General features: G+C 59.7%; 20 protein-coding genes and 6 tRNA genes. 15 read left to right on the top strand and 11 right to left on the bottom strand.

All coding sequences use genetic code 11. The annotated features are described in order from the left end of the window. Nucleotides 1-10: 10 nt before the first annotated feature. The 3 genes from ACXWTF_RS01140 to ACXWTF_RS01130 are packed head-to-tail and all read right to left on the bottom strand — an operon-like array spanning nt 11 to nt 2,638. On the bottom strand, nt 11-157 hold the full coding sequence (locus tag ACXWTF_RS01140; protein WP_461713206.1) for a hypothetical protein: 147 nt from the start codon (nt 155-157) through the stop codon (nt 11-13). After that, nucleotides 150-1,304 carry an OmpA family protein gene (locus tag ACXWTF_RS01135; RefSeq protein WP_461713205.1) on the bottom strand — a complete coding sequence of 385 codons (1,155 nt, stop codon included), beginning with the start codon at nt 1,302-1,304 and terminating at the stop codon, nt 150-152. Before ACXWTF_RS01135 ends, ACXWTF_RS01140 begins: the two co-directional genes overlap by 8 nt. A gap of 2 nt (nt 1,305-1,306) precedes the next feature. After that, the gene (locus tag ACXWTF_RS01130) at nt 1,307-2,638 is read right to left on the bottom strand and encodes a MotA/TolQ/ExbB proton channel family protein (protein ID WP_461713204.1); all 1,332 of its coding nucleotides are present in this window, start codon (nt 2,636-2,638) and stop codon (nt 1,307-1,309) included. Nucleotides 2,639-2,728: 90 nt separating this feature from the next. On the opposite strand from ACXWTF_RS01130, the gene ACXWTF_RS01125 reads away from it, so the two are divergent. From ACXWTF_RS01125 to ACXWTF_RS01105, 5 genes are read left to right on the top strand one after another with little or no spacing between them, the layout of a single operon-like run. Further along, on the top strand, nt 2,729-3,106 hold the full coding sequence (locus ACXWTF_RS01125; protein WP_461713203.1) for a hypothetical protein: 378 nt from the start codon (nt 2,729-2,731) through the stop codon (nt 3,104-3,106). Continuing rightward, the gene (locus ACXWTF_RS01120) at nt 3,103-5,061 is read left to right on the top strand and encodes a TonB-dependent receptor (protein ID WP_461713202.1); all 1,959 of its coding nucleotides are present in this window, start codon (nt 3,103-3,105) and stop codon (nt 5,059-5,061) included. The genes ACXWTF_RS01125 and ACXWTF_RS01120 overlap by 4 nt, the downstream gene beginning before the upstream one ends. 2 nt (nt 5,062-5,063) lie before the next feature. Next, nucleotides 5,064-5,819 carry a nicotinate-nucleotide--dimethylbenzimidazole phosphoribosyltransferase family protein gene (locus ACXWTF_RS01115; RefSeq protein ID WP_461713201.1) on the top strand — a complete coding sequence of 252 codons (756 nt, stop codon included), beginning with the start codon at nt 5,064-5,066 and terminating at the stop codon, nt 5,817-5,819. Between the two features lie 3 nt (nt 5,820-5,822). Next, on the top strand, nt 5,823-6,410 hold the full coding sequence (locus tag ACXWTF_RS01110) for a hypothetical protein (RefSeq protein WP_461713200.1): 588 nt from the start codon (nt 5,823-5,825) through the stop codon (nt 6,408-6,410). Then, nucleotides 6,407-6,838 (top strand): hypothetical protein, encoded by a 432-nt coding sequence (locus tag ACXWTF_RS01105; protein WP_461713199.1) that lies wholly within the window; start codon nt 6,407-6,409, stop codon nt 6,836-6,838. The genes ACXWTF_RS01110 and ACXWTF_RS01105 overlap by 4 nt, the downstream gene beginning before the upstream one ends. Here ACXWTF_RS01105 and ACXWTF_RS01100 read toward each other — a convergent pair. Further along, the gene (locus ACXWTF_RS01100; RefSeq protein WP_461713198.1) at nt 6,832-7,281 is read right to left on the bottom strand and encodes an outer membrane lipoprotein; all 450 of its coding nucleotides are present in this window, start codon (nt 7,279-7,281) and stop codon (nt 6,832-6,834) included. The genes ACXWTF_RS01105 and ACXWTF_RS01100 overlap by 7 nt on opposite strands. 146 nt (nt 7,282-7,427) lie before the next feature. Here ACXWTF_RS01100 and ACXWTF_RS01095 point away from each other — a divergent pair, with 146 nt between their 5' ends. The 3 genes from ACXWTF_RS01095 (at nt 7,428) to ribE (ending at nt 9,083) form a co-directional block, all read left to right on the top strand. Then, on the top strand, nt 7,428-7,625 hold the full coding sequence (locus tag ACXWTF_RS01095; protein ID WP_461713197.1) for a hypothetical protein: 198 nt from the start codon (nt 7,428-7,430) through the stop codon (nt 7,623-7,625). Between the two features lie 68 nt (nt 7,626-7,693). Beyond that, a complete protein-coding gene (locus tag ACXWTF_RS01090) occupies nt 7,694-8,380 on the top strand; it encodes a tetratricopeptide repeat protein (RefSeq protein WP_461713196.1) in 687 nt (228 codons plus the stop codon). A 91-nt stretch (nt 8,381-8,471) separates the two neighbouring features. Continuing rightward, nucleotides 8,472-9,083: a riboflavin synthase gene (ribE, locus tag ACXWTF_RS01085; protein ID WP_461713195.1), complete on the top strand. Its 612-nt coding sequence runs from the start codon at nt 8,472-8,474 to the stop codon at nt 9,081-9,083. Between the two features lie 116 nt (nt 9,084-9,199). On the opposite strand, the gene ACXWTF_RS01080 is transcribed toward ribE, so the two are convergent. Continuing rightward, nucleotides 9,200-10,543, bottom strand: coding sequence for a sodium-dependent transporter (locus ACXWTF_RS01080; RefSeq protein ID WP_461713194.1), 1,344 nt, complete (start codon nt 10,541-10,543; stop codon nt 9,200-9,202). A gap of 121 nt (nt 10,544-10,664) precedes the next feature. Here ACXWTF_RS01080 and ACXWTF_RS01075 point away from each other — a divergent pair. The 6 genes from ACXWTF_RS01075 to ACXWTF_RS01050 all read left to right on the top strand — a co-directional run bounded on the left by ACXWTF_RS01075 (nt 10,665) and on the right by ACXWTF_RS01050 (nt 11,702). After that, a tRNA-Pro gene (locus ACXWTF_RS01075) sits at nt 10,665-10,742 on the top strand. A 20-nt stretch (nt 10,743-10,762) separates the two neighbouring features. Beyond that, nucleotides 10,763-10,839: transfer RNA gene (locus ACXWTF_RS01070), tRNA-His, on the top strand. Nucleotides 10,840-10,903: 64 nt separating this feature from the next. After that, nucleotides 10,904-10,980, top strand: a tRNA-Arg gene (locus ACXWTF_RS01065). A 23-nt stretch (nt 10,981-11,003) separates the two neighbouring features. Further along, nucleotides 11,004-11,080 (top strand) — tRNA-Arg (locus tag ACXWTF_RS01060). A gap of 155 nt (nt 11,081-11,235) precedes the next feature. Further along, nucleotides 11,236-11,321: transfer RNA gene (locus tag ACXWTF_RS01055), tRNA-Leu, on the top strand. A gap of 120 nt (nt 11,322-11,441) precedes the next feature. Continuing rightward, nucleotides 11,442-11,702 (top strand): hypothetical protein, encoded by a 261-nt coding sequence (locus tag ACXWTF_RS01050; protein WP_461713193.1) that lies wholly within the window; start codon nt 11,442-11,444, stop codon nt 11,700-11,702. Nucleotides 11,703-11,712: 10 nt separating this feature from the next. Here the strand turns inward: ACXWTF_RS01050 and ACXWTF_RS01045 are convergent, their stop codons facing one another. Both ACXWTF_RS01045 and ACXWTF_RS01040 read right to left on the bottom strand, forming a co-directional pair. Next, entirely contained in the window at nt 11,713-13,767 is a 2,055-nt protein-coding gene (locus ACXWTF_RS01045; RefSeq protein WP_461713192.1) for an MMPL family transporter, read from the bottom strand. A gap of 30 nt (nt 13,768-13,797) precedes the next feature. Then, nucleotides 13,798-14,271 carry a thioredoxin domain-containing protein gene (locus tag ACXWTF_RS01040; RefSeq protein ID WP_461713191.1) on the bottom strand — a complete coding sequence of 158 codons (474 nt, stop codon included), beginning with the start codon at nt 14,269-14,271 and terminating at the stop codon, nt 13,798-13,800. A 168-nt stretch (nt 14,272-14,439) separates the two neighbouring features. Between ACXWTF_RS01040 and ACXWTF_RS01035 the strand changes: the two genes are divergently transcribed. After that, nucleotides 14,440-14,526: transfer RNA gene (locus ACXWTF_RS01035), tRNA-Leu, on the top strand. Between the two features lie 48 nt (nt 14,527-14,574). On the opposite strand, the gene ACXWTF_RS01030 is transcribed toward ACXWTF_RS01035, so the two are convergent. The 4 genes from ACXWTF_RS01030 to ACXWTF_RS01015 are packed head-to-tail and all read right to left on the bottom strand — an operon-like array spanning nt 14,575 to nt 20,609. Beyond that, nucleotides 14,575-15,339 (bottom strand): tRNA (5-methylaminomethyl-2-thiouridine)(34)-methyltransferase MnmD, encoded by a 765-nt coding sequence (locus tag ACXWTF_RS01030; RefSeq protein WP_461713190.1) that lies wholly within the window; start codon nt 15,337-15,339, stop codon nt 14,575-14,577. After that, complete coding sequence (locus ACXWTF_RS01025; protein WP_461713189.1) at nt 15,339-15,830, bottom strand: class I SAM-dependent methyltransferase; 492 nt, start codon at nt 15,828-15,830, stop codon at nt 15,339-15,341. The genes ACXWTF_RS01030 and ACXWTF_RS01025 overlap by 1 nt, the downstream gene beginning before the upstream one ends. A 2-nt stretch (nt 15,831-15,832) precedes the next feature. Then, complete coding sequence (locus ACXWTF_RS01020) at nt 15,833-17,005, bottom strand: type IV pilus twitching motility protein PilT (protein ID WP_461713188.1); 1,173 nt, start codon at nt 17,003-17,005, stop codon at nt 15,833-15,835. Between the two features lie 19 nt (nt 17,006-17,024). Beyond that, entirely contained in the window at nt 17,025-20,609 is a 3,585-nt protein-coding gene (locus ACXWTF_RS01015; protein ID WP_461713187.1) for a DUF748 domain-containing protein, read from the bottom strand. Nucleotides 20,610-20,611: the final 2 nt, after the last annotated feature.

Raw genomic sequence — 20,611 nt, 5'->3', positions numbered from 1 at the left:
GCAGGGGTCGTTAGAAGAAGAGACGGCGCCACCACGGCTTTTTCCGCTTCGGCGTAAGGATTTTTCGTGTCCGTTCGCGGCGTTCGGCCTGCAGCGTCAGCTCCTTGCGCAGGGCTTCGAGCTTTTCGGGTCGGACCAGCAGCTCCTCGTCACGCACCGCCGTCTCCCTGCGCGTTGAGGTAGTTCATCAGCTCCCGTACCGCCTCTTCGTTCTTGATGCGGAAATTGATCTCGATACGGCGCGACGCCTGCTTGTCCTCTTTGCCGTTTGCCCCCAGCACCGGCTCGGTGAAACTGCGGCCGCTGGCACTGAGGTACTGCCTGAAGCGCTGTCGGTTCTTCGGGTACTGGGTATAGAGGAAGGTCATCACCGCCAGGGCCCGCTGCTGGGAGAGTTCCAGGTTGAACAGGTAGCTGCCGTCGGAGTTCGTATGCCCCTCGATGATGATCCTGTCGATGTAACGGCGCATCTGCTTGTCGCTGAGCAGGGCGTCGATATACTGCCCCAGCACCCGGCTGAGCTCCTGCTTCGCCTCCGGTTTGAGCGTCGCCTCCCCCTGGTTGAAGAGCACATTCGACGCGAAGCGCAGCGAGCCGCTCTTGGGATCGATGCTGATCGAATCGCCCAGCTCCTCTTTGAGGTGTTGTACGACCTTGACCTTGATGCCGGTGAGGTTCTTGATCTTGATACGGGTGAGGTTCAGATCCTCCACCACCTTCTGGTAGGCACGGGATTTCAGCAGCAGCGCCTTCTCCAGCTGCGCCATCTCGTCGTCACGCAGCTGGATCAGGTTCATATCTTCGGTGTGCTGTTTCTCGGCCGTCTCCAGTTCCGACGTGAGCCGCTCCGCCTCGCCCTGCAGGGTAGCGCGCTGCGTCTCCGTCTCCAGCAGCAGGGCCTTCAGCTGTTCCATCTCTTCCCGGGTCAAAGCCAGGGCGGTTGATCGCTCGTGCAGGGTCGTATTCAGATCATCCACGGAGATGCGCAGCCCCTCCGCTTCGCTCTGCAGCAGAGCGAGTTCCATGCTGAGGTGCGCGTTCGCCTCCCGGGAGGCCGCCAGCTGCGCCTGGATCTCCCGCAGCCGCTTCTTCTTCTCCGAGAGCGCCTTTTCGCTCAGCCCGAGCGCCGTCTTCTGCGCCTGCAGGTCCGCGCGGATCGCAAAAAGGTCCGAACGCATCAATACCGTTTTGACGACAATCGCCCCCACCAGCAGGATAAAGACGAAGAGCAGCCCCGCCATCAGGTCGGCATAGGAGATCCAGAAATTCTGCTCCCGTTCCCCGCTGTCCCGCCGCCGCAGCATGTTCAGCGCGTCTCCCCGTCGCTTTGGTTCAGCCGGGCGATCTGCTCGACGATCTGGGCTGTCTCCGAATCGATCAGCTTCAGGGTGCGCTGCAGTTTCTCCAGGAACTGCGCGTCGAAGCCGCGGATATGCTCGTCAAACTGCAGGCCGACCCGGTCGATCTCCTGCCTCATCGATTCGATATTGGAGAGCACCCCGCTGTAGAGCTCTTTGACGTTGCCCGCGTTGAGGTTGGCCAGGGCGTCGCTGAGCCGCGCGATCTCCCCGCCCAGGGTCTCCGCGACGGTCACGCCGTGCTGGTACTCCCGGGCCAGGGTCTGCCGGCGCTGCTCCATCCGTTCGCCCTCTTCGCGCATCTGCGCCGCGAAACGTTCAACCCCCAGGCCGACGCGTTGCAGCGCCTCCGCCGATGCGGTCTGCTCCTGCATCGTACGCTCGAACAGCGAACCGCTCTGCGCCATCAGCTTCCCGAGCGCTTCCGCCGCCTGCTGCTCCCGCTCGATGATCTGGCCGAAGATGTGCAGGCGCTGCTCCAGGGTACGGTTCACCTCCGCAACGAAATCGCGCGACGCCATCGTGTCATAGAGCGTATCAAGCTTCTCGAAATGGGCCAGGCTCTTGCGGTAATAGGTCTGCTCGATCTCCTTTTTCTCCCAGAAGAAGGGACGCGTCACCTCGCGGAGCTCCGCCACGTCCCGTTCAAAACGGCTGATGCCGCTCTTTTCGAAAAAGATCCACCAGATGGAGAGGAAGATGCCGTAGATCGAGACGTAGAAGGCCGTCCCCACCCCGCCGAGCAGCCGCGAGATCTCCTGTTCGAGCACTTCGGAGGTCTGGGCCGAGAAGTCCGGCATCGAGATAGCGATACTGATAAAGGTCCCCAGGATCCCCAGGGTCGGGAAGATCCCGGCGGCCACGGAGGAGAAGTTCTCGTTGCGCATCGTCCCCGCCGATTCGGCCAGGAAATCGTCCAGGGTCGCGTCCGCCTTCTCGACCCCGGCAACGGCGAGGAGGTTCTTGTTGATGAAGGCGGCCAGTGCCCGCTGGATACCGCCGAAACCGCGGCGGAGTCTGCACGCGGCGTAGTAGGCGTTGTGCGGGGCGAAAAAGAGCCAGATCAGGAAGATGGCGCCCATCATAATGACGCTGTGCAGTTCGACCTTGAAGTTGACAAGCCCCGCAAACCCCGCCATAGCGAAGAGCCAGAGCAGCAGCGGCAGCGACATCAGCCAGAGCAGCCGCATGCCGCAAAGCGTGTGACGATGAAAGCGCTTGGACAGCGCCGCGAGATCCTCTTCGATGACCATTTCCCACTCCCGATGCGTTTCGGTCATACTATCCTAAATCATCTAAGAAAGCTGTACGCCGGGCCCCTCCGGACCGCGCCCTGTGCTATACTTCCGCTATTCATTCAAGGAGGCCGGATGCGCGTACCAAGAGGGTTCGGAAAACGCTACTTTACGCTCAGTGCCATCCAGGCCTACAGTGCCGTCAGCACCCTGCAGCGCCATGAGAACAGCACCCTGGCGCACCACGGCATGGTCAGTGACGAATGCGACGACGAGGCGTGCCTCGAAGAGGACGAGACGGCACTGGAGCTCGTTGCAACGGAGCTTCCCGGCGGCCGGCACCGCCCCTGCCACTGCAACCTCCATTTTCACCGGCTCGCCTGCAGACGCCTGCGCAGCCATAACCGCCCCAGACGTGCCCGAAACCCCTTCCGCTATACCCGTTCAACCCTGTCGCCGCCCGCAGCGCTCTGCATTCCAACCCCCTTATCCATTCCCAAAGGAACCCAATGAAAAAAATTGCACTCTCCCTCGCTGCAGCCGCTCTCGCAGGCTCTGCCCTCTGCGCCGAAGGCATCACCCTCGAAGCGCTGACCGTCACCTCCAGCCCCCTGCACAGCACCGAGCTCAATGCCGCCGACAGCGTCGAGGTTTACACCGCCGAAGAGATCGAAAAGAGCCATGCCCGGTCACTCTACGAGTTCATCACCCTGAAGACCTCCCTCTTCGCGCTCCCCTCCTACGGCAACCCGATGGCCCAGCGGCTCGATCTGCACGGCTACGGCATCGAGAACGGCTACCAAAACATCGTCGTCACCCTTAACAACCGCCGGCTCAACAACGTCGACATGGTCCCGCAGCTGCTCAGCTCCATCGCCCCCGCCGACATCGAACGCCTCGAAATCGTCAAGGGCAGCGGGATCGTCCTCGGCGGCGACGGCGCCAGCGCGGGTGCGATCCACATCGTCACCAGAAACGACAATACCAAAGAAGTCAGCTTCTACGGCGGCCTCTACGGCACCTACGACGCGGCGTTCCGGGTCGGCCACAGCAGTGATCTCCTGACGGTTTCCGCCTCCGGCGAAGCCTACCACACCGCCGGCACGCGCCATATCGATACGGCACAGAACCGTGACGAGCAGCAGCTGGCCAACGGCACCTTCGACCTGGCCCTGACGCCGGGCGAACTTTTTGAGTTCCGCCTCGGTGCGCAGGCAAGCCGCATCGAGGCGGCCTACGGCAGCGCACTGACGCAGAGCGAGTTCAACGACGACCCCGCCCAGCCGGGCGCCTTTCCGAACCCGGCCTACCAGCAGTACGACACCGACGCTTTCACCGCCGGCCTGACCCTCTTTCCGACAGCAGACCTCTCCGTCTCACTCGACACCTCCGTTGAGAAGAAAAAGTCCGTGTACGATCTCCCGGCCTGGTCCTACCGAAGCGTCGCCAATTACGACTACCGCACAACAACGCTTGCCCTCGATTACACCTATGGCGGGCTGCAGCTCTCCCTCGGCGGTACCCTCTTCGACGGCAGCCGCGACAACGGCGCGACGGCCTTTGCGATCGCCAGCGAAACGACCAAGAAGAATTCGGCAGCCTATGCCCTGGCGCAGTACCGTACGGGCGCCCACACCTTCAAGGCGGGCTACCGTTATGAAACCGTCCGCTACGACTACCGCGATGCGGGCAACGCCCTTGAACGTTCCGAAACGCTTCACGGCATCGAAGCGGGCTACAACCTCCGTCTCAGCCCGGAGCGCTCGCTCTTCCTCAGCTACGCCCACGCCTACCAGGCCCCCGACGTCGACCGTTTCTTCAACCGGGACTACAGCGGTGTCGTCACCTTCAACGGCTTCATCAACCCGATGACCTCCGACACCGTCACGGCGGGCTATACAGCGGTCACGGCGGCGAACAAGTTCAAGCTCTCCGCTTATTACGCCGCGCTTGAAAACGAGATCTACTACTACAGTGACCCCGCTTATATCGCCTCGGTCAACACCAATATCGACCGCTCTCACAAGGTCGGCGTCGACCTCTTCGAACAGTGGAAGGTCACCGAACGCTTCGCCCTCTCGCTCAACTACAACTACGTGCAGGCGGTCATCGACAAAGAGGTTCAGAACGGCGAGGATTTCAGCGGCAACGACCTGCCGGGCGTCAGCCCCCACACCCTGAAAGCGGCACTGACGATCCTGCCGACGGACGCGCTGAGCTTCACCCTCTCGCACACCTACCGTTCGCAGGCCTACGCGATGAACGACTTCGGCAACAGTTATGCGCAGAAACAGCGTGCCTTCAACAGCACGGACGTCGTCCTCAACTACGAGACGGCCTCTTATGCGCTTTTTGCTAAAATCAACAACATGTTCAACAATCCCAACGGCCTCTGGGTCGCAGACGACGCCATCTACCCCGTCAATTTCACCACCACCGTCCTCGTCGGCGCCACGTTGAAGTTCTAGGCATGATCCGTACCCTGCAGGACCGCGAAAAGAGTGCACTGCCTGCGGGGCGTGCCGACCTCCTGCTGGCCGCGGCGGGCCCGGACGCCCCTGTCCCCGGTCCGCTGACCCTGTCGGTAGAAGCCCTCACCCCTTTTGCCGTCATCCACATCCTCGACCTCGGCCTCACGTCCGCGCCGGAAAGGTACGAAACCGTGACCTTCGGCATCGACCCGGAGGGCCCCTTCGATGCGAAAATAGTATTCGAAAAAGGGCGCGAGTTCGGGCGCTACTACAAACCGGCGGGTGACTACGTCATCCTCGGCGAAACGGGCTCACCCGTCATGGCAGACACTGCGGCTCTTCTCAAACCGCTCTCCGGGATGGGACTTTTCGAGCAGCTCGGCCGCACGGCGGACGGTTTCCTGATGTTCGCCGCGGGCTTCATGCTCGAGGCGTGCCGCCGCTTCCCCGTCGTCCTCGGCGGCGGAAGCAGGATGGCGGCGGCGCTGCTGATCGCCAACCGGGTCGTGCACCGCGACGGCCTGCCGATGGACCCGCGCAAGCTCACCCTCTGCACGGCGGGCGGAATCGCAGAAACGGAGCGGGCGGCAACGCTGTCGCTACTGGGGCAGCTCGACTTCCGCCCGCGGGCCCTCTACGCGGACCTCCCTTCTTACGACGAAGGGGAGCCCTATGCCGGGGCGGCCGTCGCCTACGGCACCATGCAGGGGGTGAGCGTGGCACAGATCACGGCACAGGCCGGGAGCGGGGCATAACCGATGCAGGCCCGCAACCTCGCCCTGAGGCCCTTCATCTGGTACAAGTTTTATAACGCCCTCTTCACCGGCATCTCGGTGGGGAGCATCTTTATCATCTATGCACCTCTGCAGCCCTACGTCTACTCCCTGGGCGGGATCCTCCTGGCCCTGGCCATGCTTGTCATCGCCCGCTTCTACAGCCGTATCCTCAACCGGACCTGGTTCTGGCGCATCTCCCTCGCCGTCGAAGTCGTCATGTTGCTGCTCGTGATCTACTTCCTGCTCTTTTCGTACAGCTACACCAGCGCCCTCTTCGTCTATGCGGGCTACCAGCTCACTTTCGCCTTCGGCTCCTACCTGGTGCGTGCCGAAACGATCCTGATCGAAAAAGCGAAGGCGCTGACCTACCTCGATGTCTACAAGCAGGCGGGCTACCTCGCCGGGATGCTCGTCTCGTTTCTCTTCTACAAGACGGTGGAGTACGCCGCAGGCATCGATGAGAGCCAGGCACAGGTCTACCTCGTACACTATGTGCTGCTGGTCGCGGAAATCGTCGTCATCTACTATCTTTACCGGGCGTTCCATCCCGCCGAAAGGAGAGGGGCATGACCTATGCAGCGTGGTTCGAAGCCCATGCCGAGAAACACAGGGCGATCATGGAGAAACTGCTTGCCCGCGGCTTCGGCAAAGCGGAGATCATCGACTATTTCGATTTTGAGAATATGGTGGAAGCGGAGCCGGACTTCTGCCCGCTCTACGCAGAAAAGAAAAAGTGCCACGATATGGAAAAGCTCAACTGCTATCTCTGCGCCTGTCCCAACTTCCGCTTCAGTGATGCGGGGATGGAACGGCGCGGGGAGCAGACACTCTACAGCAGCTGCGCGATTGCCTCAAAGGATGGGAAAGAGGGTGTCTACGGCGACGCCGTCCACCAGGACTGCTCCGGCTGTACGGTGCCCCACCACCGCGCCTATATCGACAAGGTGTTCGATACGGAGTGGGAGCGGATCATGGCGGCGTGCCGCCGCGATCAATAGGGGTAGTTGGGCAGGCGGTCGACCCGCTCGACGGTGTTGCCCTGCTTGATGATCTTGACGCGGTCGCCGGGCAGGAAGCGGAGCTCGCCCTTGGCGACGATGACGATGTGCTCCCCGCTGTCGAGCCTCACGGTCAGCTCCTGGGCGTTGGACTGCCCCGCCGCGCCGCCGACATAGGCGCCGGCCAGACCGCCGCCCAGCGTCGCAATCCCCCGGCCGTGCCCGCGGCCGATGGTGGAGCCGAATATGGCCCCGATCAGTGCGCCGACAAAAGCCCCCGAACCGTCGTCGGAGATCCGTACCGGCCGCTCCTCGACCACCACGCCTACCAGGTAGTGCTTCACCTGCCGGTAGGTCCGGCCGTCGTAATCGGCCCCCTGTCGGGTGGTACAGCCGCCGAGCACGAGCATCAAAGCCGTCACTACGATGAGAAAACTTCGCATGGTATCTCCTTTCTCTGTAGTATAGTGTAAAAACGTGAGCCTAATGTGAACGGCGGCGCCCTCTTATGAAACGCCCTACGGTTAAAAACAATTGTAGTCTTTCCGTTTTGGCCGAATCTAAGCCTCGGCCTTTTAAAATAATCATTATGAGCAAGGAAAATAAAACACCCCAGAACGACCCCTACAAAGATTACGAGCCCGAAGTGGTAGAGTATGACCCGGAAGTGGACGGCGGTGAGGAGCACCTTGTCCGCGACGAGCTGCTGGCGGAAAAAGAGCGCCTCAAAGATGTTATTACCCGACTCAAAGAGAAAAACCGCGGTAACCGTAAAGTCCGGCGTTAACGCCCCGGACTAACCCCTCCTTAAACCGCCTTAATCTACAATCGCGGAAAAATTCCCGGGATTTGTCAATGATTCAAGAAGCCCATAACGCCTACAACCAGCAGGATTTTTCCACCGCCTTCACCCTCTACAGCGACCTCGCCGAAGCCGGAAACGCGGATGCGCAGGCCTCTTTAGGCTACATGTACCAGCAGGGGCAGGGTACAGCCGTCGACAATGCCGCAGCGCTGAAATGGTACGAAAAGGCAGCGGAACAGAAACAGCCCTATGCGCTCTTCAACCTCGCCATTCTCTACGCCAACGGCCTCGGCGGCGTTGCCCACGACCAGTTCAAGGCCCATGAGTACTATCTCGATGCCGCCATCCATGAGGTCCCGCAGGCGATGTACGAAACGGCGATGATGCTCGAGCGGGGGCTGGGGTGCGTGCAGAACTACTCCGAAGCGGCATTCTGGTACGAAGAGGCCGCCAAGCGCGGTCATCGTGAAGCCTTCAACAACCTCGGCGTCTTCTACAAGGAGGGCCACGGCGTCCACCAGGATTTCGGACGCGCCTACGTCTGCTTCTCCCGCGCAGCCGAAGCGGGGCTGGCCCAGGCGCAGTTCAATCTCGGCCTCCTCTATGATCAGGGGCTCGGCGTCGAAGAGGACCACGACAAGGCGCTCGAGTGGTGCCGCAAAGCCGCCTACAACGGGCATGAAAAAGCCAAAGAGATCATCAAAGGGTTGCAAGACGAGGGTAAGATCGTTTTCTAACCCCTGCCGCCCTGCGGCATACTTCACAACAGGTAAAGCGCGCCTGTTTTCCTATATAATGAGCGTTTAGCAAACCAATAAAGGTGTAGAGATGTTTACAGGCTTGATCCGGGAGATGGCGACGGTAAAACGGTTCAGCGGGGAGCGCCTGAGCCTCAAGGCCGCCTACCGTCCGAAACTCGGCGACTCCATTGCCATCAACGGTGCCTGCCTCAGCGTCATCTCCCTGGAGAGCGATGGGTTTACCGTTGAGCTCTCCCCCGAAACGCAGGGGATCATCGCCACCCAAAACCTCAAAGGGCGCGTGCATATCGAACCGGCCATGCAGTTCGGCGACCGGCTGGAGGGGCACATCGTCCAGGGGCACATCGATACCGTCGGAACCGTCAAGAGCATCACCGACAACGGCAACAGCTACGACGTCGTCATCGACGTCGACAAGAAGTTCATCCCCTACATCGTCCCCAAGGGCTCCATCGCCATCGACGGCGTCAGCCTGACCGTCAACGACGTTTACGAGAGCAGCTTCCGCCTCACCATCATCCCCATCACGATGCGCGAGACCCTCTTCGGCAGCTACCGAAACGGTACGAAGGTGAATATCGAAACGGACATGTTCGCCCGCTACATCGCCCACTTCCTTGCGCACAAGGACGCGAAACTCGACTGGGAGACCGCCGAGCGCTTTACCGCGCTTTATTAATCGGTACGGCATCTGAGCCAAGCCCAGATACCTGCGCTAACGCTGTGTTTGCCTCGGCAGCAGGCCCGCGCAGCTCACTGCGCTTTGAAGATCACTAAACGATCTTTTGACATCTTTTAGAGCTTCAACACTCCCATCATATTCAGCATCACGATGACCAGTGCCACCGGCGCGACATAGCGCAGGCTGAAGTGCCAGATGCCGTAGGCGATCCCCATCTCCTCCTTCACTGCCGCTTCGACACGGTTGGGCTCCATGACGTACCCGATAAAGATCGCCATGATAAGCCCCCCGAGCGGGAGCAGGATCGAGGCGGTGACGTAGTCGATCCAGTCAAAGAGGCTCCTCCCGCCCCAGGTGAGCTGCGCGCCGTATTCACTGCTGTTCGAATAGATAACGACGATACCGACCAGGTAGAAGAAGAGCCCCATCGCCGTCGCGGCCTTGAAACGGCTCCAACGGAAACGGTCTATCGCCAGCTGGACCATCGGTTCGACGAGGGAGACGGCGGAGGTGAGCCCGGCAAAGGCGAGGGAGATAAAGAAGAGCACGGCAAAGACGTTGCCCAGCGTCCCCATCTCGTAAAAGACCGCCGGCAGCGAGATAAAGACGAGGCCAGGTCCGGCGGAGGGTTCCGCGCCGTACTGGTAAAGGAAGGTAAAGAGCATCAGCCCCGCCACCAGGGCGATACCCGTATCGAGGGCCACGACGACCAGCGCGCTTTTGACGAGGTTGCTCTCCTTGGGCAGGGAGGCCGAGTAGGTGAGCAGCGCCCCCATCCCAAGCGAAAGGGTGAAAAAGGCGTGCCCGACGGCGGTGACGAAGGCCTCGGAGTTGAGCTTGCCCCAATCAACGCTGAACATGAAGTCCCACGCCTGCGTAAACCCCGCCTGGGTCGTCGCGTAAAGGAACATCCCCCCGACGATGAGGAAGAGCATCGGCATCAGGAGCAGGTTCAGTTTCTCGATACCGCCCTTGATCCCGCGGATGATGATGGCCGTGATGATGGCGAAGGCAAGCGTATGGTAGAAGATCTGGGTTTTGATATCCGAGCCAAGCATCGTCTTAAAGAGCCCGGCGGCCTCCTCCGGCGAAGCGGGAAGATTGCCGAGCGAGACGAAGATGTAGTTGAAGATCCAGCCTATTACCACGGAGTAGAAAGTCATGATGAGCAGGCCGGAAAAGGCCATGAAGCCGCCCCACTTCCACGCGCCCTTGTGGCGCGGTGCGAGCTCTTCGAACGCCGTCAGCGCGTCGCGGCGGCTGAGATAGCCGATGAGCAGCTCGGCGATCATGATGGAGAAGCCGATGAGCATCACGGTAAAGAGATAGACCATGACGAAGGCGCCGCCGCCGTACTCCCCGGTGATGTAGGGGAACTTCCAGATATTGCCCAGGCCGACTGCGCTCCCGGCGGCGGCGAGGATAAACCCTATACGGCTAAAACGTGCTATTTTCATCTAGGTTTCCTGTCTTTATGGTGTACCCGCTCTATTTAAACAAAAAAGTATTGACAAAGGGCTTAACATCAGTTATAATTTCGCCTCACTTATCCGGATTATCCGTGTGAGGTGACAAGGTCGGGGTGTAGCTCAGTATGGTTAGAGTACTTGGTTTGGGACCAAGGGGCCGAAGGTTCGAGTCCTTTCACCCCGACCACCTCTACAACCTTCTTCATGGTGGGTATAGCTCAGTCGGTTAGAGCACCAGTTTGTGGCACTGGGGGTCGTGGGTTCGAACCCCATTACCCACCCCATGTTTTGACAACATTCCCGATAAATATTTTTTTTGATAAAACCACCTGTTTTTTCACTATGGAAGCGCCCGTGGCTCAACTGGATAGAGTATCGGACTTCGGATCCGACGGTTATAGGTTCGAATCCTATCGGGCGTACCACCGGGGCTTCCCCATTTACAGATGCGCTCTTAGCTCAGCTGGATAGAGCAATGCCCTTCTAAGGCATCGGTCGCAGGTTCGAATCCTGCAGGGCGTACCACTTGATTTATAACGCCAAACGAGCAAAAGCCCGTTTGACTACGCTAACGCTGTGTTTGCTTCAGCAGCAGGCTCGCGCACCCTTGGTGCTTTTGGAAATATGCTTCGCTGTTTCCAATGAAAAAATCATATCCGTTCAAACCGCTGAACGATTATGCGGACGTGGTGGAATTGGTAGACACGCCAGACTTAGGATCTGGTGCCCAAAAGGTGTGGAGGTTCAAGTCCTCTCGTCCGCACCACTTTTTTTACTTCCCTTCTTATTTTTTCCGATCCTTAAGCATTTCCTTAACGCCGCAACAAAATCCGCAAACAAGAAAAATTATCCTACATTACTGCATCAGAACACTCAAGGAGACGCAATGACGCGGACCCATTCCATCGCCTCACTGCTGCTGGGCGGACTGCTTTTCGTTCCGGCATACGCTCTGGCCAACGATACGCCCCAGGAGCCCCGTATCAAAATAGCGGCAGTGGTAACAGCTTCCCCGACTGACAACAGCAAGGCCGCGGCCGGCAAGACAACCGAACCGCGCACAGCCCCCTCCGTGCGAAGCAACCTTGCCGACTGCAGTTACACCCCCGATGAAACCTTCGCAGTGACCGACGCCATCTGCCACTAAAGGGCAGGCACTAGATTCCCCGGTCGAACCGGTCGATAAAGAGCAGCATGACGGGCAGAACAAAGAGGTCCGTCAGCAGCGAGATAAACACGAGCACGGCACTGTAGAGGCCGATGAGCTGCAGCGACTGCAGGGATGACAGGTAGAGCGCCGAGAAAACGGCAATGAGCACCGCCGACCCGATAATGACCGGGATCCCCGAATAAAAATACATCTTCTCCAGGGCATGCTTCCGGCTCCGCCCGATATAGCGCGCACGGAAATACTTGTACGCGAAGTGGATCGTCGCGTCCGAGGCCAGGCCCACGGCAATCGTCATGGCAATGAGCATCTCCAGGCTCAACGGTACGTCAAGCAGCCTCACCAGCAGGCCGAACCAGGCGATCGGTACGGCATTGACGATGAAGCCGACAAAGACCATGGCAACGGAACGGAATATCCACCCCGTGATGAGCCCGATAACGAGCAGGGCCGAAAAGAGCGACGTGGAGAGCAGCAGCGTCTTGTTGAACTTCGCGCTGTCGAGCAACGTCTCTTTGTCCACAAAGTAGATATCGAGCGCGCTGTAGCGCGCCAGCCAGTCGATCAGTTCCAGTTTGTCGACATCAAAGAGGTTGATCCGGATATTGACCGCATCCGCATCGTAATAGCTCTTCTGCATCCCGTAGAGGTCGAGGTAGAAGAGCGCCTGCATCAGCGCCTCGTCATCGAGCGCACCCGTCTGGGAGTTGGCATCGTTAAGGCTCTGCACGATCGTCGCGAGGGAGACCACCTCCCCCAGCCCGTCCCCGAACTTCTCCCCTATCGCTTCCGTAAAACGGTTGATGGAACGGATCAGTCCGAGGTCGATGCGGGCATAGGGGATCTTGAGCTGGATCTGGTCGTTGACGACGTTAAGGTTGAAAAAGCGGCTGCTTTCGCCGTAGATCATCGAGCCCCCCAGCACCATCAGCCCGAAAGTCGCCCCGAGAAAGAGGTGGAGAAACTTCCGGTTGTAGTGCAGCTCGCTCGACGCGAAAAAGTAGCCCATCTTCGCATAGGGGATGTGGGTATGCTCCAACTCGAAGTAGCTCAGCAGCGCCGGCAGAAAGGTAAGGTTGATGAGATAGCCGACAATGGAGGAGAAGATCACCCCCAGGCAGAGCAGCCGGATGATGTCCGAATCGATAAAGAGCAGGCTTCCCAGCCCGAGGGTCGTAATGACGGAAGTCCAGAGCGCCGGTGCGGAGCTGCGGTTGAGCATCTTGATGAGGGCGTTGCGCTTGTCGATCTTGTACTGGGAAACGTGCCAGCGGTAGTAGAAGAAAAGGAAATCCACAAGGACGATACTGATGGTGATGAAGGGCATTGTCATATGGACGGCATTGATGCCCGTCAGCCCGTAGATCAGCGCAAAGGTAAAGAGCGTACTGAGGGTGATGACGACGACCGCGCTGATCGCGGAGATATAGTTCCTGAAAAGGAACCGGAAAACCATGAAGATGGTCAGCAGCAGGACAACCCCGTAACGGATCAGCTCCGGCCAGTCGACGCTCTCATTCGTCGCGGTGTAGCTGTAGCTGCCCGGAATCTCCAGGCCGCCGATGTCGACGGCGCTTTGTGCACTGATAAAGAAACGGAACGTTTTGAAATCGGCATCGACGACGTTCCCATAGGCGTTATAACGCTCCTTGACGAGCTTTTCCAGGCGGTAGGTGTCCAGGTCGCCGGTACTGACCACACCCACCATCTCCGTACCACCGCCGATCGCACTCTGCTCCTTGCTGAAGAGCGAGTAGACCTCATCCACCCCCTCGAGTGCCATAAGACGGTCATTGAGCCTGTGCAGCGCCTCCCGCGTCGTTTCATCGAAGGTATCGACATGGACCGTCAGTTTGGAGAGCAGATGGGGCGTATAGAGGTTCGCTTCGCTCCGCTGCATCTCGGCGGAGTCTTTGAGCCAGAACATCGCGTCAGAGGAGAGGACCCGGGGGTGATACACGGCCACGACCGCGAAGAAGAGCAACAGGTAGGCGGCGATGATATAGCCCCTGAAGCGGGTCACGCCATCGACATACCGGGTCACATCGGGAGTTTGATAATACATACTGCCTCGCTAGGGGCGCAGTGCCACCATAAGATAAGGACGCTTGTAAACGTCCATTTCACGGGCGACGGCCGCAATGGCATCGACCCGCTTCTGTGTCGGCGCGGTCACATCCGCCGCGTGGGGCTCCGCCCCGACCATCACTTTCAGCAGGGTCTGCGCCGGCTGCTTTGAGGTGAAGATGGCCGAGACCGTGCGTTCCGAATGCAGGCGCGGAATGCTGTAGAGGTAGATGTAGTACCTGTATTTCGAAAGCATCTGCGCATTCTGCGACACCATCCGGATGAATTTGCGCGAATGGGGACAGAGCGGATCGACGAAGACATACACATCCGTACCCCCCTCTCCCAGGATGATGGCCTCCTGCCTGATCCCTTCAAGCAGGGCCATCGCCTTCGCGTAGGGGAGCTGCAGATGCGTCTTCTTTTGCTCCGCGTGGACAATAGAGACGATCAGCAATAACGCAAAAATGAGACTTTTCATAGTCAGATTGTAAACCAATTAGACGACATAACCAAAACGCTTCTGAATATTTTTTACACAGGATGTTTTAGTGCGCCATAGAAAGTGCGACAATACCTCGGCAAGGCCGGCTCTATTTTTGTTTTCTTTAAGGATTTTAGCGTATAATTACGCTCTCTTTACCAATGTGCGTTCGTGGTGGAATTGGTAGACACGCTAGATTCAGGTTCTAGTGGCTTAACGGCCGTGGAGGTTCAAGTCCTCTCGAGCGCACCATCATCAAACTTTTCCCAAACAAAAAAAGCTTTCTAAAACACCAACCATTCAAACCAGATCAGCGTCCCGCAGACTTTTGACATCCGGATTACAGGCCATCTTGTGCGCCATGTCCACCTTCTCGAAGCGCGGCAGTCCGCTTTTGCACGCCACCGTCGCGTTACGGAACCCCTCCCCTTTGTTCAGGTAGACGTTGAACCCGTTCTCATAAAGGGCCAGACGGGTCCGCAGGGCCGTCGAGTAGGTCGTAATGACGCTTTTATCATGGGTCAGGCGCGCCAGCTCGGCAAAATACTCGGAGGTCCAGAGGATCGGGTTGTGCTCCGGGCTGAAGGCGTCCTGGTAGACAATGTCAAAAGGTTCCTCCAGGGTCGGCAGCGTTCGGCGTGCATCGCCGAACAGCACCGTGATCTTCAGCCGTTCATCTTCGTAGACGCCCGTTTGACTGATTGATTCAATGATCGGCAGGAAGGAATGGAATATCTCCGGATATTCAAAACTGCCCAGTGAGCGCACCAACGTCTCGTCAAGCTCGGGGGAGACGATCTCGATGCCTTTGTCGATCCCCTGTTCGCGCATATAATAGAGCGTTGCGAGCGTATTGAACCCCAACCCGAAACAGATGTCGAGGATGCGCAGCGTCGGTGCCGCTTCGAAACAGGAGAAGGCTGGGACGACGTGCTTTTGCAGCGACTCCGTCAGCGCTCCATCCTTGGTGGAGTGGTAATGCTCCCCGTACTCGACCGAATAGGCGGTGTTCGAACCGTCTTCGCTGCGCACGCTTTGGTGCAGCGCATCGTCAAAACGCGGCATCAGAGCCCGTTGCCCCACATATGCATCTTTTTGCCCATGACGACCGTCACCCCCTCGGCGACCTCTTCAATGATATTGCCGGCGCGGAAATCGGCCTGCTCCAGCAGGGCAAGCTGCGCCTCGGGGTCGGCTGCTCCGGCCTCCGTGACAATGATCACTTCGGCGGCGTTGGCCAGGGTCGTGTAGATGGCACGTAAAATGCGTTCGGGCTGGCTGTGGCGGTGCAGGACGTCGCGGATGAAAACGATGTCGTTATCCCGCGGCAGGGCGCGGAAGGGTTTGGAAAAATCGGGCACTGTCTGCCGCTGCAGCGTCGCCCCCGTCGCCTCCGGGATCGGCAGATGCTCCCCCGGGTACTGCGCCAGCGCCAGACGGCCGTTCACCGGCCCCAGCCGCTGCAGCAGCGCCTCGCTAAGGGCATCCGTATGGGCAGTGATGTCAAGGATCTTATAGCCGGGCTGCGGCGTAAAAAGGTCTAAAAACTGCTCCAAGCCTACTCCGGTTCCACCAGCGGCGGCGGCTGCTTGAGGCCCACTTCCTCTTTGATGTTCTCGAGCGTGTTGCCGATCTTTTTCTGGTATTCGCTGCTCTGCGCGAACATCAGCTGCAGGTCCGTCGGGCTGCCGCTCTGGCTGTAGGCCACCTCTTCGGAGATCACATCTTTGAGGCAGAGTTCGAAGAGGGCCTGGTTGAAGGTCGTCGAACCGAAGTGCGAGTGCTCGTTGGCCATGACGTCGCTGATCTCGAAATCCCGCTTGGTACGGATCAGGTGCTCGACCATCGGCGAGCGGAACAGCATTTCGCAGGCGGGGACCAGGCTGCCGTTCTTGTCATGGATGAGGCGCTGGGAGATGACCGCTTCGAGGTTGCTGGCCAGGTTGAGACGCACCCGCTCCTGCTCGAAAGGCGGGAAGATGGCGATGAGACGGTCGATCGTCTCTTTGGCATCGAGCGTATGCAGGGTCGAAAAGACGAGGTGCCCGGTATTGACGGCCTGCAGGACGTTTTCGGCCGTCTCTAAGTCACGCATCTCCCCGACCATAATGATGTCCGGGTTCTCGCGCATCGCCGCCCGCAACGCCTGGTTGAAGCCCTTCGTATGCAGCCCGACGTTGCGCTGCTCAATGACGCAGTTTTTATCGATGTGGACGAACTCGACGGGGTCCTCGATCGTGATGACGTGCTTGCGGCGCTCCCGGTTGATCTCCTCGATGAGCGATGCGAGCGTCGTCGATTTGCCGCTCCCCGTCGTTCCCGTCACCAGGACCAGCCCCCGCTGCAGTTTTGTGAGGCGGTGCAGCTGTTCGGGCAGGTTCAGCGCCTCGATCGACTTGATCTCCAACGGGACGAGGCGGAAAACCATCGCGATCCCGTCCAGGTGCCAGAAAAGGTTGACCCTGAAACGGCTTTCGGCATTGAGCACGTACATCGTGTCGTACTCGAACTGCTGTTCGAAGGTTTCATACTGCGCCCCGAGAATGTGGCGGGCGATCGCTTCGACGGCAAAAGCGCTGAGCGTCTCGTCCGTCAGCGGGCTCAACTCCCCCTCGATCCGCGCCGTTACGACCGCGCTGCTTTTGACAAAGAGGTCACTCCCCTCTTTCTCGACGAGTTTGTCCAAATAATGTTCCAGGATCAGAACCGGGTCACTGCTACCATTTATCATGTTTCGACTCTACCATAATCTATTTTGCCGCGTCAAGGCCGAGGCGTGAGGGCACCTCGCCCTTTTCACCGCTCAGGGCTTCCGGATCACGCTCGGTGAACCGGCCCGCTTCCATACCGTGTGTGGCGATCATATAGTTGCGGATCGCCGCCGCCCGGGCATGGGCCAGTGCCTCCAGCGCCCCCTCAGGCAGCGGCTGGCTCGCGATCATCTTGGCCACCAGTTTCTCCCGGTAGATCCGCTTCCGCGTTTTACGGTCCTCGTCCAGCGCATCGACCTCCTCTTCGAGCGCATCAAGCGCTTCCTCGCCCAGCCGCTGTTCGAAAAGCGGTTCCAGCAGCCGCGGGACCAGCACGTTTTCCGTCGACGCGGCATCTTCGCCCTGCTGTGCCAACACGTCACGGACCAACGCCTGTTTCTTCAGTTCATGGGCATCCGCTTTCGGGTCATACGTTCCCTGGAGCGTCAAGGCGAGTTTCGGACGTTTGATCATTACCTTGGCCAGCATATCGAGTCGTTCACGCGCCACAGGGTCGACCGCCGGCGATCCCGCGGCGAAAACGACCTCTTTGAGGCTGTCGCCTTCGATACCCAGCATCGAACCGATCAGATCAAACGGCGCCGTGACCGCCTTGGTCAGCAGATTGACGAAAGCATTCCAGACCACCTTGCCCCATTTGAATTCCGGGTTGTTCACGTCCCCCTCGACCGGCATGTCGATATCGATAACGCCGTCACGGTCTTCAAGCAGGGCAATGGCGAAATCAAGCGGCAGACTCACCGACTCATTGCTTTCGATGCTGTCACCGAGCATGATCTTGTTGATGACCATCCCGTTGTCCCCCTGCATCGCGCCCTTGACGATCCGGTAGCGCAGCGTCACCGAAAGTTTCCCGCTGTCGATCGCACGGCCGACGAACTTACCCGAGTAGGGAGAGTAGGATTTGAGCTCGATGTTGCGGAAGTTGACCCCGATGTCGGTGAAGGCCTTCGGATCGCCCGTATTGAGGCTCCCTTCCGCCCGCGCGGCGCCGTACTCGTCGATCTCCCCCGCCACCTGCAGATAGGTCGTATCCCCGGGCAGCGTCGAGATCCCCAGCACCTCGCCGTTGACGTCATGGATCTGTGTGTCAAAGGGGAGTGGCAGCGAATCGTCGGCGAAGTGCACCGCCCCGTTGTAGAGCGTAAATTTCATGATGCGCACGGGGAAGGGCTGCGTGGGCGCTTCGGCCGCTTTTTCCGCCCGCTTCGGCGCCGCGGCTCTCTTCGAAGGACGCATCAGCGTTGCGAGGTTCAGTGTTTTGTTCGCATCGATCAGGATCGAACTGAAGAAGCCGCCCATCGTCACATTGTCGACATAGAACTGGTCGGGAGCGAGTTCGAACAGGAGTTTTTTCGCCCCCAGCGTCTTCAACGAGACCAGCGGCGTCCCGTCGCGGGTATCATTGACCCGAAGGTCGTTCAGGCTGAAATCACCGCGCAGCCGCAGGTCTGCCGCACGCTTCGACGGGCGATAGCGCGTCTGCCCCTTCAGGCCGACACGCCCGTCGTCGAGCCGGATGAACATCCCCTCTTCCACATAGGGACTGAAGGGTTTCAGGCGCAGCCCCGACACGCTGAAGTCGGTGGTCGCCTTCAGCGGTTCCGGCACAAGCGACCCTTTCGCACGTACCCGCCCGTCGCCGTTGATGCGGAAACTGCCCTGCACTCCGATGGCGCGGGAGGAGTCCGTCGTGACGCCGTTCACGTCCAGATCAAAACGCTGCACCCGCGTCGTTGTCGTGCGCGCGATGGCGGCATCGCGGAAGGAAGCGGCACCGTTTCGGACCTGGATCTTCTCGATGGCGGCGTTCCAGGGAGCCTCCGCCTGCTGCGCCTTTTTCGCGGCACCGCGTTTGGCCGGCACCGCCGGTTTCGCTTTGACCAGCCGTGCAGCATCGATGCTGCCGTCACGCTCCCGGCGCAGATTGACCTGCGGCTTTTCAAGTACGATCCGGCCGACCCCGGCCTGTTTCGTTGCCGTCGATGCGGTCACCCCCGTGACGGAGAGGGCATCGAAAGCGGCCAGTTTCCGTTTCGAACTTTTGGGTGTCAGCAGCAAGGAGTGCAGCGTCGCATTGGCGTCGTTGACGGTAACGGCGACCGATGCGTTCGCTTCGCTGGCAGTGACGTCCGCGGCCGCGCCCAGTACGGCACTGCGCAGCACCACGTCATGCCGGGCCAGCGCAGCATCGGCGGCGGCATCGATATAGGGGTTGAACCAGGTCACGTCCAGCCCGCTGCACGATGCCAGGGCGGTGGCATCCAGCGGGGTATGCGAAAGCCGCCCCTCCGCCCGGCAGCGCATCGTTTTGTTAAGCTGCAATGCCATGTCATAGGCGAGCGGCGTCGCCGGAAGCGCACTGACACGGTGTGCCGTCAGGTTGAAATCATCCAGCGCAAGCTGCACGGCCGGGCGGACGCTGCTGTCCTCAAAATGCCCCTTGATATGCCGCAGCGTCACCCGGCTGATCAGCAGATCCCACGGGGTGGAAGCTGTCGCCGTTGTGTCCGTAGCCGGTGCGGCGGAAACGTCCGCGTCATCCGACTTGGGGAAATAGTGTGCCCAGTTGAGGCTGCCGTCTTTGTGGCGTTTCAGATCGACATAGAGACCCTCGATGCCCGCCGTGTCAATCCGGCCGAACTGCGCGAGCGGCCGAATCGGTCCCCCTTCGACCGTGAGCGATGCCACCCGCAGCACATCCGCGTTTTCCGCCTTGGGTTTGACGCGAAGGCGGTTGAGAGCGAAGCGCAGGTCGTCGATGGCAGTCGCGTTCAACTCCGCCAGATTGATGTCATAGGTAAAGTGCAGCTCCATCCGGCCGTCCGCCACCTCCAGGGCGCTGATCTCGCGCAGGAAGTGCCAGGCGTCATAGAGCCGCCCGGCATCATAATCGACCGTACCCGAGATGGCGAAGGGTTCAAACGTATGCACACGGCTTTTGACGTCGAGCAGTCCGCCCCCCTCGGTATGGGCAAAGAGGTGCAGTTCATTGTCGCCGCCGCCCCCGGTATCGATATCGTGCAGATCGAGGCCGATGGGCGAGAAATCCAGCTGCAGCGGCACAGGGCGGGAGAGGTCGGTAAAGGTGATCCCGCCGTCTTCCAGCTCGAACGTCTCCAGGCGCAAGGAGGGCATGGCACTCCCGTTCGTCTCCGCGGGAGGCGTCTGTATTTCCGCCGTATCTGCGCTGCCCAGATGGGTCAGCCAGTCGAAGTTGAACCCCCCGTCAGGCTCCTGCACAATCGAGAGGCGCAGTCCCCGCAGCCCGAAATACTCGACGGAGACCTCCCCCCACAACAGGTGAAGCACATCGACATTGACGTCCAGACGCCGAAGACTCGCCAGCGGTTCGCCGTGCGGGTCTGCAAAACGGATCCCTTCCACCGTCAGGTCGAGGATGAAAGGGTTGAACTGGGCCCCGTCGATCTCCAGTGTCCCCCCGGTCATCTCCCCGACCAGCTCCGGCACTTTCGTGCGGATCAGGTAGGGAACGGCGAAGAGTGCCGCCAGAAGATAAAGCGAGAGCACGCCGAGCAGAATGCGCCGGATCCACCGTTTCATAA

This window comes from Thiomicrolovo sp. ZZH C-3 (assembly GCF_054862725.1).
Note: the sequence above shows the minus strand (reverse complement) of the source record. Positions and strands in the feature narration are given on the sequence as shown.

Bases quoted from the DNA above. Each gene is read 5' to 3' on its own strand.
- ACXWTF_RS01135 (WP_461713205.1), bottom strand. From the start codon at position 1,304: ATGCTGCGGCGGCGGGACAGCGGGGAACGGGAGCAGAATTTCTGGATC.
- ACXWTF_RS01130 (WP_461713204.1), bottom strand. From the start codon at position 2,638: ATGACCGAAACGCATCGGGAGTGGGAAATGGTCATCGAAGAGGATCTC.
- ACXWTF_RS01125 (WP_461713203.1), top strand. From the start codon at position 2,729: ATGCGCGTACCAAGAGGGTTCGGAAAACGCTACTTTACGCTCAGTGCC.
- ACXWTF_RS01120 (WP_461713202.1), top strand. From the start codon at position 3,103: ATGAAAAAAATTGCACTCTCCCTCGCTGCAGCCGCTCTCGCAGGCTCT.
- ACXWTF_RS01115 (WP_461713201.1), top strand. From the start codon at position 5,064: ATGATCCGTACCCTGCAGGACCGCGAAAAGAGTGCACTGCCTGCGGGG.
- ACXWTF_RS01110 (WP_461713200.1), top strand. From the start codon at position 5,823: ATGCAGGCCCGCAACCTCGCCCTGAGGCCCTTCATCTGGTACAAGTTT.
- ACXWTF_RS01105 (WP_461713199.1), top strand. From the start codon at position 6,407: ATGACCTATGCAGCGTGGTTCGAAGCCCATGCCGAGAAACACAGGGCG.
- ACXWTF_RS01100 (WP_461713198.1), bottom strand. From the start codon at position 7,281: ATGCGAAGTTTTCTCATCGTAGTGACGGCTTTGATGCTCGTGCTCGGC.
- ACXWTF_RS01095 (WP_461713197.1), top strand. From the start codon at position 7,428: ATGAGCAAGGAAAATAAAACACCCCAGAACGACCCCTACAAAGATTAC.
- ACXWTF_RS01090 (WP_461713196.1), top strand. From the start codon at position 7,694: ATGATTCAAGAAGCCCATAACGCCTACAACCAGCAGGATTTTTCCACC.
- ribE (WP_461713195.1), top strand. From the start codon at position 8,472: ATGTTTACAGGCTTGATCCGGGAGATGGCGACGGTAAAACGGTTCAGC.
- ACXWTF_RS01080 (WP_461713194.1), bottom strand. From the start codon at position 10,543: ATGAAAATAGCACGTTTTAGCCGTATAGGGTTTATCCTCGCCGCCGCC.
- ACXWTF_RS01050 (WP_461713193.1), top strand. From the start codon at position 11,442: ATGACGCGGACCCATTCCATCGCCTCACTGCTGCTGGGCGGACTGCTT.
- ACXWTF_RS01040 (WP_461713191.1), bottom strand. From the start codon at position 14,271: ATGAAAAGTCTCATTTTTGCGTTATTGCTGATCGTCTCTATTGTCCAC.
- ACXWTF_RS01030 (WP_461713190.1), bottom strand. From the start codon at position 15,339: ATGCCGCGTTTTGACGATGCGCTGCACCAAAGCGTGCGCAGCGAAGAC.
- ACXWTF_RS01020 (WP_461713188.1), bottom strand. From the start codon at position 17,005: ATGATAAATGGTAGCAGTGACCCGGTTCTGATCCTGGAACATTATTTG.
- ACXWTF_RS01015 (WP_461713187.1), bottom strand. From the start codon at position 20,609: ATGAAACGGTGGATCCGGCGCATTCTGCTCGGCGTGCTCTCGCTTTAT.